General features: G+C 65.0%; 14 protein-coding genes. 5 read left to right on the top strand and 9 right to left on the bottom strand.

The features are described 5' to 3' along the window. Positions 1–90: 90 nt before the first annotated feature. The 8 genes from BMX99_RS03335 to BMX99_RS03300 form a co-directional block, all read right to left on the bottom strand. Positions 91–942 (bottom strand): ABC transporter permease, encoded by an 852-nt coding sequence (locus BMX99_RS03335; protein ID WP_093447191.1) that lies wholly within the window; start codon positions 940–942, stop codon positions 91–93. Beyond that, on the bottom strand, positions 939–1,796 hold the full coding sequence (locus BMX99_RS03330; protein ID WP_093447188.1) for an ABC transporter permease: 858 nt from the start codon (positions 1,794–1,796) through the stop codon (positions 939–941). Before BMX99_RS03330 ends, BMX99_RS03335 begins: the two co-directional genes overlap by 4 nt. Further along, positions 1,796–2,896, bottom strand: coding sequence for an ABC transporter ATP-binding protein (locus BMX99_RS03325; protein ID WP_093447186.1), 1,101 nt, complete (start codon positions 2,894–2,896; stop codon positions 1,796–1,798). Before BMX99_RS03325 ends, BMX99_RS03330 begins: the two co-directional genes overlap by 1 nt. A gap of 63 nt (positions 2,897–2,959) precedes the next feature. Then, entirely contained in the window at positions 2,960–4,021 is a 1,062-nt protein-coding gene (locus BMX99_RS03320) for an extracellular solute-binding protein (RefSeq protein WP_093447183.1), read from the bottom strand. Positions 4,022–4,307: 286 nt separating this feature from the next. Then, positions 4,308–4,742: a universal stress protein gene (locus tag BMX99_RS03315; protein ID WP_093447180.1), complete on the bottom strand. Its 435-nt coding sequence runs from the start codon at positions 4,740–4,742 to the stop codon at positions 4,308–4,310. Continuing rightward, entirely contained in the window at positions 4,739–7,348 is a 2,610-nt protein-coding gene (locus tag BMX99_RS03310; protein ID WP_093447177.1) for a TRAP transporter permease, read from the bottom strand. Before BMX99_RS03310 ends, BMX99_RS03315 begins: the two co-directional genes overlap by 4 nt. A 146-nt stretch (positions 7,349–7,494) precedes the next feature. Next, positions 7,495–8,463 (bottom strand): TAXI family TRAP transporter solute-binding subunit, encoded by a 969-nt coding sequence (locus BMX99_RS03305; protein ID WP_093447174.1) that lies wholly within the window; start codon positions 8,461–8,463, stop codon positions 7,495–7,497. Between the two features lie 29 nt (positions 8,464–8,492). After that, positions 8,493–9,359 (bottom strand): MurR/RpiR family transcriptional regulator, encoded by an 867-nt coding sequence (locus BMX99_RS03300; RefSeq protein WP_244525593.1) that lies wholly within the window; start codon positions 9,357–9,359, stop codon positions 8,493–8,495. 125 nt (positions 9,360–9,484) lie between these two features. Between BMX99_RS03300 and BMX99_RS03295 the strand changes: the two genes are divergently transcribed. Next, the gene (locus BMX99_RS03295) at positions 9,485–10,804 is read left to right on the top strand and encodes an aspartate aminotransferase family protein (protein WP_093447170.1); all 1,320 of its coding nucleotides are present in this window, start codon (positions 9,485–9,487) and stop codon (positions 10,802–10,804) included. Then, a complete protein-coding gene (locus tag BMX99_RS03290) occupies positions 10,804–11,565 on the top strand; it encodes a beta-keto acid cleavage family enzyme (protein WP_212632876.1) in 762 nt (253 codons plus the stop codon). The genes BMX99_RS03295 and BMX99_RS03290 overlap by 1 nt, the downstream gene beginning before the upstream one ends. A gap of 80 nt (positions 11,566–11,645) precedes the next feature. On the opposite strand, the gene BMX99_RS03285 is transcribed toward BMX99_RS03290, so the two are convergent. After that, on the bottom strand, positions 11,646–12,530 hold the full coding sequence (locus BMX99_RS03285; protein WP_175480260.1) for a LysR substrate-binding domain-containing protein: 885 nt from the start codon (positions 12,528–12,530) through the stop codon (positions 11,646–11,648). Between the two features lie 169 nt (positions 12,531–12,699). Here BMX99_RS03285 and BMX99_RS03280 point away from each other — a divergent pair, with 169 nt between their 5' ends. From BMX99_RS03280 to BMX99_RS03270, 3 genes are read left to right on the top strand one after another with little or no spacing between them, the layout of a single operon-like run. Continuing rightward, on the top strand, positions 12,700–13,971 hold the full coding sequence (locus BMX99_RS03280) for an aromatic ring-hydroxylating oxygenase subunit alpha (protein ID WP_093447165.1): 1,272 nt from the start codon (positions 12,700–12,702) through the stop codon (positions 13,969–13,971). Continuing rightward, positions 13,968–15,020 (top strand): flavin reductase family protein, encoded by a 1,053-nt coding sequence (locus BMX99_RS03275; RefSeq protein ID WP_093447162.1) that lies wholly within the window; start codon positions 13,968–13,970, stop codon positions 15,018–15,020. Before BMX99_RS03280 ends, BMX99_RS03275 begins: the two co-directional genes overlap by 4 nt. A gap of 24 nt (positions 15,021–15,044) precedes the next feature. Continuing rightward, positions 15,045–17,099, top strand: coding sequence for an NADH:flavin oxidoreductase (locus tag BMX99_RS03270; RefSeq protein ID WP_093447159.1), 2,055 nt, complete (start codon positions 15,045–15,047; stop codon positions 17,097–17,099). The last annotated feature ends 163 nt before the right edge of the window (positions 17,100–17,262 follow it).

Below are 17,262 nucleotides of genomic sequence, written 5' to 3'. Positions count from 1 at the left end.
CGGAATGTAAGTGAATTTTTGATGACATTGCCATGACAGCGCCCCCGCCAAAAGCGGGGGTGCGCAGGTGCGTGGTTCAGACGGGCGGGATCAGGACCGGCGCTGGAACAGGATCATCATCAGCGCCAGCAGCGAGGATCCCAGCATCAAAAGCAGCGACACCGCGTTCAGAAGCGGGGTCGAGCCCTCTTTCAACCGGTCGAACATCGCGATGGTCAGCGGCGCGTCGGACCCGACCAGCATCAGCGTGGTGTTGAAGTTCTCAAAGCTCATCAGGAAGGCGACGACCACGGCCCCGATCATCGCGGGGGCGAGGAAGGGCAAGGTGATCGTGCGCACCGCCGTCAGCCGATCTGCGCCAAGGTTCAGCGCGGCCTCTTCCAGGGTGCGGTCGAACTTTTGCAGCCGGGCCGAGATCACCAGCGTGGCGATCGTGGTGATAAAACTGAACTGCCCCAGGATCACCAGAAGCAGGCCGGGACGCAGCGCTTGGATGTCCATCTGCGCCAGGTCCCAGATGCCGTTCGCCAGCGTCGAGGAAAAGACCAGGATCGAGATGCCAAGAACGATACCGGGGATCACCAGCGGCAGCAGCATCAGCACGTAAAGCAGCCCCTTGCCGCGGAAATCATAGCGGTTGAACAGGAAGGCATTGGTGGTGCCGACCGCCACGGAAAGCACCGCGACACAGGCCGCCACAAAGGCCGAGGTTCCGACCGCGCCCAGGATGCCCCGTTCATGGAAGACGCCGATCTGCGGGCGGGTGTCTCCGAAGAACCAGTTCCAGGTGAACCCCTCCCACGGGAGGGACGGGAACTGGCTGTCGTTGAAGGCAAAGACCGCCACGACCGTCAGCGGCAGCGCGAGATACAGGAAGAACAGCGCCACGTAGCCGCCATAGACGATGCGGACCGTGCGGGATTGGGGAATGGTCGGGATCATCCCATGGTCTCCTTCAGGGTCCGGCCCGTCAGGCGCAGCATGCCCCAGACGATGACCGAGGACAGCACCAGCAGCATGAAGCCGAAGGCCGCGCCCAGTTCCCAGTTCGAACGGACGATGAACTGGTTATAGATCATTTCCGTGAACCACAGGCTGTCCTTGCCGCCCAGCATCGTGGGCGTCAGGTAATTGCCGAGCGACAGCATGAAGACGACGATGCAGCCCGAAACGATGCCCGGCATGGCATGGGGGATGATGATTTCGCGCAGCACCGAAAGCCCGCTGCCGCCCAGATCATAGCCCGCCTCGATCACGCTGTCGTCCAGGCTTTCCAGCGTGGTCACCAGGGGCACCACCATGAACAGCATCGAGGTATAGACCAGCCCCACCATCATGGTGGCGTCGGTGTACAGCATCTCGACCGGTTGATCGGCCAGCCCGGCCCATTGCAGCAGGTTCGACACGATGCCGGTTTCGCGCAGCAGGATCATCCAGCCGAAGGTCCGCACCAGTTCCGAAACATAGAAAGGGATAAGGCACAGCAGGAACAGCACCTGCTGCAACCGGCCGCGCGCCATCTTGGCGATGTAATAGGCCACCGGAAAGGCGATCAGCAGGGTGATCGCCGTGGCCAGCACCGACATCACCGCCGTCCGCGCGAAGGTGCGCAGGTACAGCGGTTCGGTCAGCGCCTTTTCATATTGTGCAAGGCTGCGGTCATAGACGCCAAAGGACACGCGTTCCCGCAGGGAAATCAACAGCATGTCGATATGCGGAATGATGATCAGCAGGCCCAGCCACAGCACCAGCGGCATCAGCAGAAGGTAAAAGGCGACGCGGGACTGGTTGCGCATCACCGCGCTCCGGCCGCGCCGGTGGCAAAGCAGGTCGCCTGCCCTGCCCCCCAGCCGATGTGCACCATGTCGCCGCGCTTCAGCCGGTCGAATTCGCCCGACTGGGGCAGCGTGACTTCCAGCGTCTCGCCCGCCGCGTCCTGCACCAGCAGGCGAGAGGCCGCGCCGTTGAACAGGATGCTGGTCACCGTGCCGGACAGGTGGTTGTCGAAGCCTGCCAGCCCCTCGGCCGTGGCGGCCAGGCGGATGGCTTCGGGGCGCACGAAGATCTCGGCCATGTCGCCCGGCGCCAGGCCCGCGCCGCTGGCGCGCATGGCCAGCCCGCTTTCGGTGCGCAGTTGCAGCGTGCCGCCCTCCGCCTTCTCGATCCGGCCGCTCCAGCGGTTGGTGTCGCCGATGAACCCGGCCACGAAGGGGGTTTCGGGACGGTAATACAGATCCTGCCCGGTGCCGACCTGTTCGAACCGCCCGGCATTCATCACGGCGATTTGGTCGGACATCACCAGCGCCTCGGACTGGTCGTGGGTGATATAGACAAAGGTGGTGTCAAAGGCGGCCTGAAGCGCCTTCAGTTCCACCTTCATGTGTTCGCGCAGCTTCAGGTCCAGCGCGCCAAGCGGTTCGTCCAGCAACAGAACGTCCGGCTCAAGCACCATGCAGCGGGCAATGGCCACGCGCTGCTTCTGTCCGCCGGAAAGTTCGTCGACCTTGCGTGCGCCGATGCCGGGAAGGCCGATCCGCTCAAGCGCCTCGTCGACCTTGCGGGCGATTTCGGGCTTGGACATGCCACGACGGCGCAGCCCGTAGCCGATGTTCTCGGCGATCGTCATCATGGGAAACAGCGCCAGGTGCTGGAACACCATGTTCACGGGGCGCTTGTTCGGCGGCGTATCCAGGACCGACCCGCCCTTGATCCGGATATCGCCCGTGGTCGGATCCAGGAACCCCGCGATCATGCGCATGATCGTCGTCTTGCCGCAGCCCGAGGGGCCGAGGATCGAAAAGAAGCTGCCCGGCGGCACCGAGAACGACACGTTGTCGACGGCCGTCGTGTCGCCGAACCGCTTCACCAGGTCGACGCATTCAAGATCGGGGGTCATGAGAATTCCACAGATAGATGGCGGCACCCGGTCACCGGATGCCGCCTGAATGTCAGGACAGGATCAGTTGGCGGCCTGGACGCGGTCCAGAACCTCGCCTTCGATCGACTCGAGGCCCGCGGGAACCGGCGGATACCACTTGATGTTGTCGATCGCTTCCTGCGGGAAGCTGGCCTGGTACTTGGCCTTCAGGCCTTCCTCGGCGAATTCGTCGGCCCCGGCGGAGGCGGTGAAGTTGCCGGCCGCTGCGGTGATCATGGCCGCGACTTCCGGCTGCATCACGAAGTTGATCCATTCATAGGCCACGTCGTCGGCCTGGCCCTTGGCGGGCAGCACGAAGGTGTCGATCCAGCCAAGCGCACCCGAGGCAGGTGCCACGAAGGTGATGTCGGCGTTGTCGTCGTTCAGCTTCCAGCCGCCGGTGTCCCAGGCCATCGAGGCAGTGACTTCGCCCGAACGGACCAGGTTCATCAGCTCATCGCCGCCGCCCCAGTAGGTCTTCACGTTGGCCTTGCACTCGATCAGCTTGGCTTCGACCTTTTCCATGATCTCCTTGTACTTTGCCTCGTCACCGTAGGCGGCAAAGGGATCTTCCCCCAGGGAGAAGGCGAAACCGATCAGCGTCGGACGCTTCAGGCGGTAGGACACCTTGCCCGCAACCGCCGGGTCGCACAGATCGGCATAGTCTTTCACGACCTCGCCCGCCTCGGCGGTGTTCATCACCAGGCCCGAGGTGCCCCAGACATGCGGCACGCCATAGACGTCACCGTTGACGGTGGTGTTGGCCATGGTCGCCTTCAGCATCGAAGGGATGAAGAGATCCTGGTTCAGCTTCGACACGTCGATCGGCTTGTAGATGCCGAATTCCATCTGCGGGCCCATGACACGGTCCTGCGAAGGCTGCGCCAGGTCAAAGCCGCCGCCGCTGGTGGCGCGCAGCTTGGCGATCATTTCCTCGTTGTTGGATTTCGTCACTTCGACGGTGTGGCCGGTCTGTTCCTCGAACATGGTCACGACCTCGTCGGGCGCATAGCCGCCCCAGGTCAGAAGACGCAGCGTGTCGGCCTGCGCGTGGGCTGCGAAACCTGCCAGCAGGGTGCTGGCCAGCAAAATGGTTCTGGTCATGGGGATATCCTTTGGTTTGGTTCTGTAATTCCCGTCAGCATGCGCGGGGCGGACCAATTGGTCAAATTTTATCCGACGCATGAAGGTTCATTATTCTCTGAAATTACGAAACTGGCATGACACTGGGCGCAAAGGCGCAAATTTCATTCGTGCAATCGCCTGGATTTGCCGGGAAAAGCCCGACGCCGGGTCAATTGCAAAGGCAAGGGGCGCGCCCGGATGTCCGAACGCGCCCCTGCTGTTTTTCCGGTCTGGCCACGGGGTCCTGCCCCGCCGCCGCGATGCCTTAGCTGCGCACCACGTAGACCGAGCATTTGGCATGACGCACCACGCGCGCGGCGTTCGGGCCCAGAAGGTAATCCTTCAGGTCCGGGCTGTGCGCGCCGATCACGATCAGATCGGTGCCGGCATGGGTCGCGGCCTTCAGGACCTCTTCATAGGCCTTGCCGACCGCAACGATGTGGCGGACCTTCATGTCCACCTCGTCGCCCAGGGTCGTGCGGGACAGGTTGCGCAGCAGCTTCCCAGCCTCTTGCTTGGCAGTCGCGACGTGGTGATCCTGGAAATAGGCCCCCACGACGGTGGACCCGAAATCCGGCACCACGGTCAGGATGTCCAGCTGGGCACCGTCCAGCGCGGCCAGCTTAGCTGCGGTTTCCAGCACCGGCTTTTCCTCGACGGGCCGGTTGATGTCGACGGCACAGAGAACGGTCTTGGTCATGCGGCTACTCCTTCCGGCTGACGGCGCGCCCGGCCGATCTGCAACCAGGCCACCAGGCCCAGCAACGCCAGCGCGGGGATGAAGATCAGCTCTTTCGGAAGCTGATCGGCCGATCCCTGCACCTTGGTGATCGCAACCGGATCATCGGCGTAGAAATCGAAGCTCGACAGTTTGTCGGACAGATCCGTGCCGAACATCGGCTCGTCCAGGCGCATCACGCCGTCCTCGGGGACAAGGATCAGGCCCAGTTCGTCCAGCCGCGCGTCCAGGCCCTCGGCCTCGGGCACGGTCAGAACCACGGTCAGGTCCTTCATGTCCAGCGTGTCGAAATCCGGCCCCGAGATTGTTGTCCGAAGCTCGGACCCCGGGCGCGCATCTTCCAGCACCTGGGCGAAGGCGGCGGGTTCGAACTGTTCATACGGGGGCTGGATCTGGTTCATGAAGACGCCCGGCCGGAACAGCGCAAAGGCAATGACCAGAAGCGCCACGGTTTCCCAGATCTTCGAGCGGGTCATGAACCAGCCCATGGTCCCGGCGGTAAAGACCAGGATACCGATGGTCGAGACCACGAAGACGATGATCCCCTGCACCCAGGTCACATCGATCAACAGCAGGTCGGTGTTGAAGATGAAGACAAAGGGCAGCGCCACGGTGCGCAGCGAATAGAAGAACGCGGTGAAGCCGGTGCGGATCGCATCCCCGCCCGACACGGCGGCGGCAGCGAAGCTGGCCAGGCCCACGGGTGGCGTCACATCCGCCATGATCCCGAAGTAGAAGACAAACAGGTGCACGGCGATCAGCGGCACCACCAGGCCCGACTGCGCGCCCAGTTCGACCACCACGGCCACCATCAGCGACGACACCACGATGTAGTTCGCCGTGGTCGGCAGCCCCATGCCGAGGATCAGCGACAGGATCGCCACGAAGATCAGCATCAGGATCAGGTTGCCACCCGACAGGAATTCGACGAAATCCGCCATCACCTGGCCGATGCCGGTCAGGGACACGGTGCCGACGATGATGCCTGCGGTGGCCGTGGCCAGGCCGATGCCGATCATGTTGCGCGCCCCGTCGATCATGCCCTGGATCAGGTCGATGACCCCGTCCTTCAGCTTCGACAGTGCGTTGTCCTCACCCCGGAAGAAGGCCTTCAGCGTCTTCTGCGTCAGCAGGATGCCGAACAGCAGGAAGGTCGCCCAGAAGGCCGATAGGCCGGGGGATTTGCGTTCGATCATCAGGAAATAGACCAGCACGATGATCGGCAGCAGGAAGTAGAGCCCGGATTTGTAGATCTTCGGGATCTCGGGCAGCTCGACCTGTTCGGCATTGGGATCGTCGGGTTCCAGGTCCGGCACCGAGGCCGCCAGGTAGATCAGCCCGACATAGATCGCCGCCAGCAGGACCGACAGCACCCAGCCCGAACCCGACGGCACCATGTCGGTGATCAGCCGCACAGGGAACTGCGTCAGGTAACACAGCGCCGCGAAGCCAGCAAAGAAGGCGAACATGCCGCCGATGGTCTTGCCCATGGACACGACCTTGTTGCCCAGGGTCGGCATGTTGTTCTTCACCGCTTCAAGGTGAACGATATAGACCAGCGCGATGTAGGAAATGATCGCGGGCAGGAAGGCGTGGGTGATGACCTCGACGTAGGAAATGCCGACGTATTCCACCATCAGGAAAGCCGCGGCCCCCATGACGGGCGGCATGATCTGACCATTGACCGAGGATGCCACCTCGACCGAGCCGGCCTTTTCAGCCGAGAAGCCGACGCGCTTCATCAGCGGGATGGTGAAGGTGCCCGTGGTGACCACGTTGGCGATCGACGACCCCGAGATCAGGCCGGTGGCGGCCGACCCGACCACGGCGGCCTTTGCGGGACCGCCGCGCAGGTGGCCAAGCGCCCCGAAGGCCATCTTGATGAAGTAGTTGCCCGCGCCCGCCTTATCCAGCAGCGCGCCGAACAGCACGAAGAGGAAGACGAACTTGGTCGACACGCCCAGGGCGATGCCGAACACCCCTTCCGAGGTGATCCACATATGCGACATCGCCTTTCGCAGCGACGCCCCGGCCCATCTGATCTGATCCGGCACCACCTCGGACGAGCCGAAGAAGACGTAGCCAAGGAAGATGATCGCCAGGATGACCATGACCGGGCCCAGGGTCCGGTAGGCGGCGATGAACAGCAGCGCCAGGCCGATCAGACCCGCATAGGCGTCGGTCTGGTCCGCAAGCCCGCCGTTCTGCACGATCTTGGCGTAGAAGAAGTAACCGTAAAGCGCAAAGAAGGCCCCGCCCAGGGCCAGCAGCCAGTCATACCATGGCACCCGGTCGGTCGGCGCGCGCTTGAACAGCGGATAGGCCATGGCGGACAGGAAGACTGCAAAGGCCAGGTGGATCTGGCGCGAATTGTTGATCGCATCCGAGGGCAGCACGTATGGGGCCCATGGCGATGCAAGAAGCACCTGGAAGATCGACCAGACGAGCGCGATGCCCGCAATGAACAGGCCCAGCCGGCCCGGAACGGACCGCGCACCGCTGTCGGATGCCGCAACCAGTTCCTGTAGCTCTGCTTCGCTGAGCGCTTTGTTTTCCTTAACGGACATCACCCCTCCGTCCCTGGCCCTGTTGGCCTGATAAATTCATTTCTTATTATGAGGGTGACGAAGGCCCCCGCCCTATTGGAACAGGGCCCACGTCGCTTGGTGGACAGGGGCGACATGCGCCCCTGCCCGTGTTTTGGGGGGATGGATTACTCCATCCAGCCTTTTTCCTTGTAGTACTTCACGGCACCGGCATGCAGCGGAGCCGACAGACCGGCCGAGATCATCTCTTCCGGCTTCAGGTTCGCGAAGGCGGGGTGCAGGCCCTTGAAGTCTTCGAAGTTCTCGAAGACCGAGGAGACAACCGCATAGACCGCATCTTCGGACACGTCAGCCGAGGACACGAAGGTTGCGCCGACACCGAAGGTCATCGTGTCCGCGTCATTGCCACGGTACATGCCGCCCGGGATGGTCGCGGTCCGGTAGAAGGGGTTTTCCTCGACCAGCTTGGTCACGGCGTCGCCCGACACTTCCACCAGGACGGAATCACAGGCGGTGGTGGCTTCCTGGATCGAACCCGAGGGGTGGCCGACGGTGTAGACCATCGCGTCGATCTGGTTGTCGCAAAGCGCGGCGGATTGTTCGGCCGCCTTCAGCTCGGTCGCCAGCGCGAAGTCGTCGGTGGTCCAGCCCATTTCGGCCATCAGCACTTCCATCGTGCCGCGCTGACCGGAACCGGGGTTGCCGATGTTGACGCGCTTGCCCTTGAGGTCTTCGAAGGTCTTGATGCCGCTGTCGGCACGGGCGACGACGGTGAAGGGCTCGGGGTGGACCGAGAAGACGGCGCGCAGGCCTTCGAAGGCACCGGCTTCTTCAAAGCGCGAAGTGCCGTTGTAGGCGTGGTACTGCCAGTCGGACTGGGCGACACCGAACTCCAGCTCGCCTGCGCGGATGGTTTCGATGTTGTAGACGGACCCGCCGGTCGACTCGACCGAGCAGCGCACGCCGTGTTCCTTGCGGCCCTTGTTCACCAGGCGGCAGATCGCGCCACCGGTCGGGTAATACACGCCGGTCACACCGCCGGTGCCGATGGTGATGAACTCTTCTGCGTAAGCAGCCGGAGCCATCATGACGGCGGCCACGGCCCCGGTCGCAATGAATTTGAAATTGTTGAACATCCTAAACTCCCTTGGTCTGTTCATGATTGTCACGTGTCGCCCCACACTTCCGAGAGGCTCTTGTTTGCCGCCTCGACCTCGGCAATCCGGGTCTTGGAGGCACTGTCCGACCTGGCAACAACCATCCCCATCAATGCTTCGAGGAGGAACATCGTCACCACGTAGGACGAGTAGAAATGCGGCGACTCTGTAGGCACGATGAAACGCGCCGCCGCATATTGCAATGCCGGGCAGCTTGGCGTGTCGGTGATGACCACGACAAAGACGCCCCTTTCATGGGCAAGTTGCGCGGCCTTGATCGACCGCGTCGCAAAGGGGGGCATGGTCACCACGATCAGCGCGTCGCGGGCATCCAGGCCGATCAGGCTGCTGCCCAGGGATGCGCCCATCCGGCTGGCCAGGGACCATGTATCGCTATGAAATGTGGCCATGTATGCCAGGTATTCGACCACCCCGGTCGATCCGAGCGCACCTTGCAGCAGCACCCGGCGCGCCGCGGCCAGACGGTCGGCGACCTCGCCCAGGCGGGCGCGGTCGATCTTGGCTTCTAGCTCGCTCAGCCCGGCGCGGCTGGCGGCCAGATGGGCGGCAAAGAAATCGCCCTCGCCTTCGGCATGGTCCTTTTGAAGGCGTTCGGCCCGGTCGGCGAAATTGCCGACCCGCTTGCCCAGATGGGCGCGGAATTCCTCGCGCAGGTCATCGAAGGTGTCGTAATCCAGTGCGCGGGCCAGCCGTGAAAAGGCCGCCGGCGACACGCCGCTGTCGCGGGACACGGTGCGCAGTGGACGGGTCGCGATCTCGACCGGGTTCGCACGCAGGAAATCCGCGGCCTGTCGCAGGGCCACGCTTAGATTTCCATACTGCGCCGCCAGGCGTTGCTCGAAGCTCGTCGGCACGCGGCCTCCCGTTGTTTTCGACAGCTGCCAGTTGACAGGACTGTTCACTTTGTTTCAGTCATTGTCAAACGCTGTGCGATCTGTTTCATCCAAACTGCAGCGTCCAACCCATGCGAGATCAGCCCATGTCCCATGTCTTTCCCAGACACACCGCAAGCCACCCCCCGATCGCGGAGCGGGGCAATGGCATATATCTTTTTGACAGGGAAGGAAAAAAGTACCTGGACGGTTCCGGTGGCGCCGCCGTGTCCTGCCTGGGCCATTCAGATCAGGATGTGATTGCCGCGATCAAGGCCCAGGTCGACACGCTCGCTTTTGCACATACCGGGTTCTTTACCTCTGGCCCTGCCGAATCGCTGGCCGACCGGCTGATCGCCCATGCGCCCGCGGGGATTGACCGGGTCTACCTGGTCTCGGGCGGGTCCGAGGCGGTGGAATCGGCGCTGAAACTTGCCCGTCAGTACATGATCGAAACCGGCCAGCCCGGCCGCAGCCGTTTCATCGCCCGCAAGCAAAGCTATCACGGCAACACGCTTGGCGCGCTTGGCACGGGCGGCAACATGTGGCGGCGTGCGCCCTTCGATCCGGTCATGGTCTCGGCCAGCCATATCGACCCCTGCTACGACTACCGCCTGCGCGCCGAGGGGGAAAGCGAGGCCGAATATGGCCTGCGCGCCGCCAACCTGCTTGAGGAAGAACTGCTGCGCGTCGGCCCCGAAACGGTCATCGGCTTCCTGGCCGAACCGGTCGTGGGGGCCACGGCCGGGGCGCTTCCAGCGGTTCAGGGCTATTTCAAGCGTATCCGCGAGATCTGCGACCAATACGGCATCCTGCTGATCCTGGACGAGGTCATGTGCGGCATGGGCCGGACCGGCACGCTGTTTGCCTGCGAACAGGACGGGATCAGCCCCGACATCGTCACCATCGCCAAGGGGCTGGGCGCAGGCTATCAGCCGATCGGCGCGATGCTGTGTTCGGGCGCGATCTATGACGCGGTGCGCGACGGGTCGGGCTTTTTCCAACACGGCCACACCTATGTGGGTCATCCCACGGCCTGCGCCGCCGCCGACGTGGTGGTCACCAAGCTGACCGAGGGCGGGCTGGTCGACCGTTCGGCCCGCATGGGTGCGGCGCTGGCACAGGCGCTGGCGGATCGGTTCGGGGATCATCCGAACGTCGGTGACATCCGCGGGCGCGGCATGTTCCGGGGCATCGAACTGGTGGCCGACCGCGACACCAAGGCCCCCTTTGACCCCGACCTCGGCGTGGCGGCCAAGCTGAAGAAGGCGGCCTTTGCCAATGGGTTGATCTGCTATCCCATGGGCGGCACCATCGACGGGCGGCTGGGCGATCACATCCTGCTGGCCCCGCCCTTCATCATCACCGACGACCAGATCGCCGAACTGGTCGACAAGCTTTCCACCGCCATGGACCAGGTTCTTTGATGCTGCCCCACCTCATGGTCGCCCCCACGGGGGCCCGCCGCCAGAAATCCGACCACCCCGCCCTGCCGATCACCCTGGACGAGATCGTGACCGAGGCCCGCGCCTGCGCCGAGGCCGGGGCCGACGGGCTGCACCTGCACCTGCGCGACGCCGGCGGCGGGCACCTGCTGGACGCGGCGGGCTATCGCGCCGCGCTGGACCGGCTGCGGCAGGACCTGCCGGACATGCAGGTCCAGATCACGACCGAGGCCGTCGGGATCTATGACGCCGCCACGCAGCGCGACATCGCGTTGAACAGCGGGGCTGCGCTGGTCTCGGCCTCGGTCGCGGAACTGACGCGCGACGGGATCGAGACCGCGCGCGCCTTCTACCAGACCTGCGCGGACCGGGGCATCGCCATCCAGCATATCCTCTATGGCCTTGAGGACTGTGATCTGCTGATGCAGGTGCTGCCCCGCCCGCTGATCGAGGATCCCGGGCTTCAGCTGATCTTTGTGCTGGGGCGCTATGCCAAAGATCAGAATTCATTCCCCGCCGATCTGGATCCTTTCACAGACTGGCTGGCGGGCACGGGGCTGACGCCCGACTGGATGGTCTGCGCCTTCGGTGCCGGCGAAACCGACTGCCTGGTCGAGGCGCACCGCCGCGGCGGCAAGCTGCGCGTGGGCTTTGAAAATTCGCTGTGGCATGCGGACGGCAGCCTGGCTTCATCAAACGCCGACCGCGTCCGTGCGCTGCGGGCCGCGATCGCGGCGGGGTGAGAGGCCGTGCCTGACGGGACCTATCAAGGGGCTGACGAAAGGGACCAAGGGGGCTGACGGCCACCGATTACCTGCCAACCCTATCGAAACGCGTCCTCGCTGAACCAGCGCACAAAGGCGTCCACCGCATGTGATGGGCGCCCCCGCTTGGGCACGACCGCATACTGGCGTTCCTCGGGGACCAGGCGGGGCAGGTCCAGCTCGACCAGGCGGCCATCGGCAAGCGGGCGTTCCAGCAGGCCGGTCCACCCCAGCATGACGCCCTGCCCCGCCATCGCCGCATAGGCCGCGTCCGAATAGCTGGTAAAGTTCAGCCCGGCGCGGACCACGTGCTTGGCCGCGCCAATCTGCGACAGCCATTGCGACCAGTTCAGCCAGCTGGGCTCCGGGGCTTCGCTTTCGATCAGCGCGACCTCGGCCTGCCGGATCAGCTCATCAATCGACACGCCCTTCAGCCGCGACGCGATCTCGGGCGCGCAGACGGGCACGATCGTTTCCTTCAGCGACCCGACGATGGTCATGCCGTCGAAGGGCGGCCGGCCATAGCGGATGGCCATGTCGATCGTCCGGTCCAGCGGCGCGCGCCAGTCATCTTCGGAAATGACGCGCACGCCGATCTGCGGGGCCGTCGCCCGGAACGACGACAGGATCGGCAGAAGACGGAAATGCGCAAAGGCCACCGACACGCTGACGGTCAGGTCGATGTGGGTTGTGCGCAGCTCGGCGATGGTGTCGGCGATGCCGTCGAACCCGCCCTTCACCGCATCATGCAGCGCCTTGCCGCCGACGGTCAGACGCACCCGCCGGTTTGCCCGTTCGAACAGCGCCAGCCCCAGGTCCGCCTCGAGCGCGGCGATCTGACGGCTGACGGCGGCCTGGCTTACCCCAAGCTCGGCCGCGGCCTGGGTGAAGCTTTCGCGCCGGCCTGCCGCCTCGAAGGCCACAAGCGCGGTCAGGGATGGCACGCTGCGTCGGATGGGATGGGACAAGGAACCCCCGGGCTACTGACGTCAGATACATAATCTGAGCGTATGGATTGAGGTTCATTTGTGCGGTTGTCGCTTTTCCCTGTCAAGCGCAGCATGCGCGCCAGGATCTCCCCCGCTACGACGGCCCGCACGCCAAGGAGGCATAATGCTGGATCATGGTACCGCCGACACCAAAGACATCGCCACGCTGCTGGCGTCCCGCCGTCCCGGCCACAGCCTTCCCGCGGCGCTCTACACGTCGCCGGCGGTCTGGCAGGCGGATTGCGACGCGATCTTCGGGCGGCACTGGATCGCCGTGGGCGTGACCTGCGACGTGCCCGAAGCAGGCGATGTCATGGCCATCGACATCGGGCCGGTGTCGATCGTGATCCTGCGCGACGACGACGACCGGCTGCGGGCCTTCCACAACGTGTGCGCGCATCGCGGCGCGCGCCTGGTGCCGCCGGGCCGGTCGGTGGTCGGCAAGCTGGTCTGCCCCTATCACCAGTGGACCTATGACCTGGACGGGGCGCTGGCGCTGGCCCCGCACATGGGCGTGGATTTCGACCGGTCGCTGCATCACCTGAAACCCGTGGCCCTGCGGGACATCGGCGGGATCCTTTACGCCTGCCTGGCCGAGGATCCGCCCGAGGACATCGACCAGCTGGCCACCATCATGGAACCGCGCCTGGCGCCCTATGACCTGCGCAACGCCCGGGTCGCCTTTGAACAGGACCTGATCGAAGAGGGGAACTGGAAGCTGACGATGGAGAACAACCGCGAATGTTATCATTGCGCCTCCAACCATCCGCAGCTGAGCCTGTCCTTCCATGCCGCCGATTTCGGTTATGACCCCGAGGGGCTGACCGAAACCGAAAAGGCCGAGGCCAACGCCCTGCTGGATGCCTATGCCAGCTATGAAACGTACTGGCGCGACGAAGGGCTGCCCTTCGAGGCGGTGGAACATACCGTCGGCTGGCCCACCAATTTCCGCACGCAGCGGCTGATCATCGCGGGGCTGGGCGAAAGCCAGACCCTCGACACCCGCGCCGCCGTGCAGATCCCCCTGGGCCAGGGGGCCGACCGGCCCTGGATGGGCGATGTGCACCTGTGGGGGATCAACTCCTGGAACCACGTCATGTCCGATCACGCGGTCATCGTGACGGCCTTTCCGCTGGCCCCGGACCGCACGCTGGTCCGCACCAAGTGGCTGGTCCATGCCGAAGCCGTGGAGGGCGAGGATTACGACCTCGAAACGCTGACCACGGTCTGGAAGACGACCAACGCCGAAGACGCGCACCTGGTCGGGCTGGCGCATCGCGGGGTATCGTCGCCCGGGTATCGGCCCGGCCCCTATTCGCCCTACACCGAACGGGCGCTGGACGAATTCGCCGGCTGGTACGTCGCGCGGATGCAGGCAAACGGATACGCGACATGACCGAAGTGGATCTTGCAGATTGGGGCGCACGGCGGCGGCGGCGGTTCGCCCCGGATCGATGGGGCACGCTTATCTGCCGCGCGGCGTGGGACGAAACACCCGAGATGCGCAGCTTCTTCCTGGTGCCGCAGGACGGAAGCCGGATCGAACATGCGCCCGGACAGTTCATGACCTTCCGCATCGACACCCCCGACGGCCGCGTCGAAAGGTGCTATACCATCGCCTCTTCGGCCGCGCGCGACGGCGGGATCGAGATCACGGTGAAACGCCAGGCGGGCGCGGGGGCGCAACGGCTTCACGAGACGCTGGTGCCGGGGGCCGAGATCGAAGCCCTGGGGCCCTCGGGGCGGTTCGGCCCGGCCACCTGGCAGGGGTCGGCCTATGCGCTGATCGCGGCCGGAAGCGGCGTGACGCCCATGCTGTCGATCCTGCGCACGGCCGCCGACCGGGGGCTGGATCTGGATGTCGTGCTGATGCAGGTCGTCTCGACACCGCAGGACCTTGTCGCCCTGGCCGAGCTTGACGGGCTGGCCCGCCGCCTGCCGCGCTTCGTGCATCTGCCCACGATCACGCGCGGCCCCGGCGGACTGCGCCCCGATGCCGATCTGGTGATGCGCGTCATCCCCGATCTTGCCGCGCGCACGGTGCTGTGCTGCGGCCCGCAGCCCTTCATGGAGATGGTGCGCGCCGCCGCGCAGGCCGCCGGCGTGCCCGACGACAGCTATGGCGAGGAAAGCTTCGATTTCTCCGCCCCCCCGCCCGAGGCCCTGGCCGGCGGCGACGCGGTGATCCGCACGGTGACCTTCGCGCGCACGGGCAAGTCGTTCGAATGCGCGGAAACCACCACGATCCTTGCGGCGCTGAAACAGGCGGGGCTGCCCCTGCCCTCGTCCTGCGCGCGCGGCATGTGCGGCACCTGCAAGACGTTCAAACACGCAGGAGAGGTCGTCATGGCCCACGAAGGCGGCATCCGCCAGCGCGAGATCGACCGCGGCTTCATCCTGCCTTGCGTCAGCCGCCCGCTGACCGACATCATCCTTGATTGCTGAACCGCGCCGAAGAAAGTGCCCGCCATGAAAGACTTTGCCACCACCGACCCGCTGCTTCAGCCCTATACCCTCAAGCACCTGACGCTGAAGAACCGGGTGATGACCACCAGCCACGAACCCGCCTACCCCGAGGACGGGATGCCCAAGGCCCGCTACCGCCGCTATCACGAGGAACGCGCAAAGGGCGGCGTGGCGCTGGCCATGACCGCGGGCTCGGCCGCCGTCAGCCGCGACAGCCCGCCGGTCTTCAACAATATCCTCGCCTACCGGGACGAGGTCGTGCCCTGGATCCGCGAGCTGACCGATGCGCTGCACGAACACGGCTGCGCGGCGATGATCCAGCTGACGCACCTGGGCCGTCGCACCAACTGGAACAAGGGCGACTGGCTGCCGTCGATCTCGGCCGGGCCGGACCGCGAACCGGCACACCGCGCCTTTCCCAAGATGATGGAAGACTGGGATATCGAACGGGTGATCGACGATTATGCCACCGCCGCCGAAAGGATGCAGGCCGGTGGCATGGACGGGATCGAGATCCAGGCCTACGGGCACCTGATGGACCAGTTCTGGTCCCCCCTCTCCAACAAGCTGGCCGGGCCTTACGGCGCGGATACGCTGGAAAACCGGCTGCGGTTCACCACCGATGTGCTGGACGCTGTGCGCAAACGGGTCGGCCCCGAATTCATCGTCGGCATCCGCTATACTGCGGATGAAACCCAGGCCGGCGGCATCACCGCCGAAGAAGGCATCGCGATTTCCAAGCTGCTGCGCGACACGGGCCAGGTCGATTTCCTGAACGTCATCCGCGGCCGGATCCATACCGATCCCGCCATGACGGACGTGATCCCGATCCAGGGCATGCCCTCGGCCCCGCATCTGGATTTCGCCGGAGAGGTCCGGCGCGCGACCGGCATGCCGACCTTCCACGCCGCCAAGATCCAGGATGTCGCCACCGCGCGGCACGCCATCGCCTCGGGGCTACTGGACATGGTCGGCATGACCCGCGCCCATATGGCGGACCCCCATATCGTGCAAAAGATCCAGCAGGGCCGCGAACACGACATCCGCCCCTGCGTGGGGGCCAATTACTGCCTGGACCGGATCTACCAGGGGGGCGAGGCGCTGTGCATCCACAACCCCGCCACGGGCCGGGAACTTGCGCTGCCCCACGCCATCACCCCCGCGCCCGACCGCCGCAAGTTCGTCGTGGTCGGGGCCGGCCCCGCCGGGCTCGAGGCCGCCCGCGTCGCGGGGGCGCGCGGCCATGACGTTACCCTCTTCGAGGCCGCCAACCGCGCCGGCGGCCAGATCCTTCTGACCGCGCGTTCGAAACGCCGGGCCGAGATGATGCAGATCATCGACTGGCGGGTCGCGCAATGCGAAGCCGCCGGCGTCGACCTGCGCTATAACCTCTATGCCGAGGAAGCGGACGTACTGGCCGAAAACCCCGATGTCGTCATCATCGCGACCGGCGGCATGGCCAACACCACGCTGTACGAAGGCGACACGCCCGATCACGTCGTTTCGGCCTGGGATATTCTGTCGGGTGACGTGAAACCCGCCGGATCCCTGCTGATCTACGACGAGGCGGGCGATCACAGCGGGCTGCAGGCCGCCGAGATGGCCGTGGCCGCCGGCTGCACCGTCGAGATCATGACCCCCGACCGCACCTTCGCGCCCGAGGTCATGGCGATGAACCTGGTGCCCTACATGCGCAGCCTGCAACGCGATGAGGTCACCTTTACCGTCACCCGACGCCTGCGCGGCGTGCAGAAAGAGGGCAACCGCCTGCGCGCCCTGATTGGGACCGACTATTCGGACCGGCTGACTCAGGCGGATTATGACCAGATCGTCGTGAACTATGGCACGATGCCGCTGGATGACCTGTATCATGACCTGCGGCCTTCGTCCCTGAACGGCGGCGCGATCGACCAGGCGGCGTTCATCGACATCCGCCCCCAGACCCTGGTTCGCAATCCCGAAGGCAGGTTCCAGCTGTTCCGCATCGGCGATGCGGTATCGGCGCGGAACACGCATGCCGCGATCTACGACGCGCTGCGGCTGGTGGCCCCCATGTAAGGTGCTGTGTCCGCGGTGGCCTCTCTGGCAAGGCGGGCGCAGCACAGGCATGTGCGCTGCCCGCCCGCTTTTCACCAACGACTGGACCAGGCGCGGGGCATTCCGCAGCTGACGCCTTGTCGCCTTCGTGCACCTGCGCGCCCGGTTGCAACTTCCTTGGTGA

It is taken from the genome of Pseudooceanicola nitratireducens (genome assembly GCF_900109195.1).
In the GTDB taxonomy this organism is placed as follows: domain Bacteria; phylum Pseudomonadota; class Alphaproteobacteria; order Rhodobacterales; family Rhodobacteraceae; genus Pseudooceanicola; species Pseudooceanicola nitratireducens.
The sequence above is the reverse complement of the archived record's forward strand: the minus strand, read 5'-3'. Positions and strand labels throughout refer to the sequence as shown.

Coding starts and splice junctions, on each gene's coding strand:
- BMX99_RS03305 (WP_093447174.1), bottom strand. CDS start 8,463: ATGTTCAACAATTTCAAATTCATTGCGACCGGGGCCGTGGCCGCCGTC.
- BMX99_RS03295 (WP_093447170.1), top strand. CDS start 9,485: ATGTCCCATGTCTTTCCCAGACACACCGCAAGCCACCCCCCGATCGCG.
- BMX99_RS03335 (WP_093447191.1), bottom strand. CDS start 942: ATGATCCCGACCATTCCCCAATCCCGCACGGTCCGCATCGTCTATGGC.
- BMX99_RS03320 (WP_093447183.1), bottom strand. CDS start 4,021: ATGACCAGAACCATTTTGCTGGCCAGCACCCTGCTGGCAGGTTTCGCA.
- BMX99_RS03315 (WP_093447180.1), bottom strand. CDS start 4,742: ATGACCAAGACCGTTCTCTGTGCCGTCGACATCAACCGGCCCGTCGAG.
- BMX99_RS03280 (WP_093447165.1), top strand. CDS start 12,700: ATGCTGGATCATGGTACCGCCGACACCAAAGACATCGCCACGCTGCTG.
- BMX99_RS03325 (WP_093447186.1), bottom strand. CDS start 2,896: ATGACCCCCGATCTTGAATGCGTCGACCTGGTGAAGCGGTTCGGCGAC.
- BMX99_RS03290 (WP_212632876.1), top strand. CDS start 10,804: ATGCTGCCCCACCTCATGGTCGCCCCCACGGGGGCCCGCCGCCAGAAA.
- BMX99_RS03270 (WP_093447159.1), top strand. CDS start 15,045: ATGAAAGACTTTGCCACCACCGACCCGCTGCTTCAGCCCTATACCCTC.
- BMX99_RS03330 (WP_093447188.1), bottom strand. CDS start 1,796: ATGCGCAACCAGTCCCGCGTCGCCTTTTACCTTCTGCTGATGCCGCTG.
- BMX99_RS03275 (WP_093447162.1), top strand. CDS start 13,968: ATGACCGAAGTGGATCTTGCAGATTGGGGCGCACGGCGGCGGCGGCGG.
- BMX99_RS03310 (WP_093447177.1), bottom strand. CDS start 7,348: ATGTCCGTTAAGGAAAACAAAGCGCTCAGCGAAGCAGAGCTACAGGAA.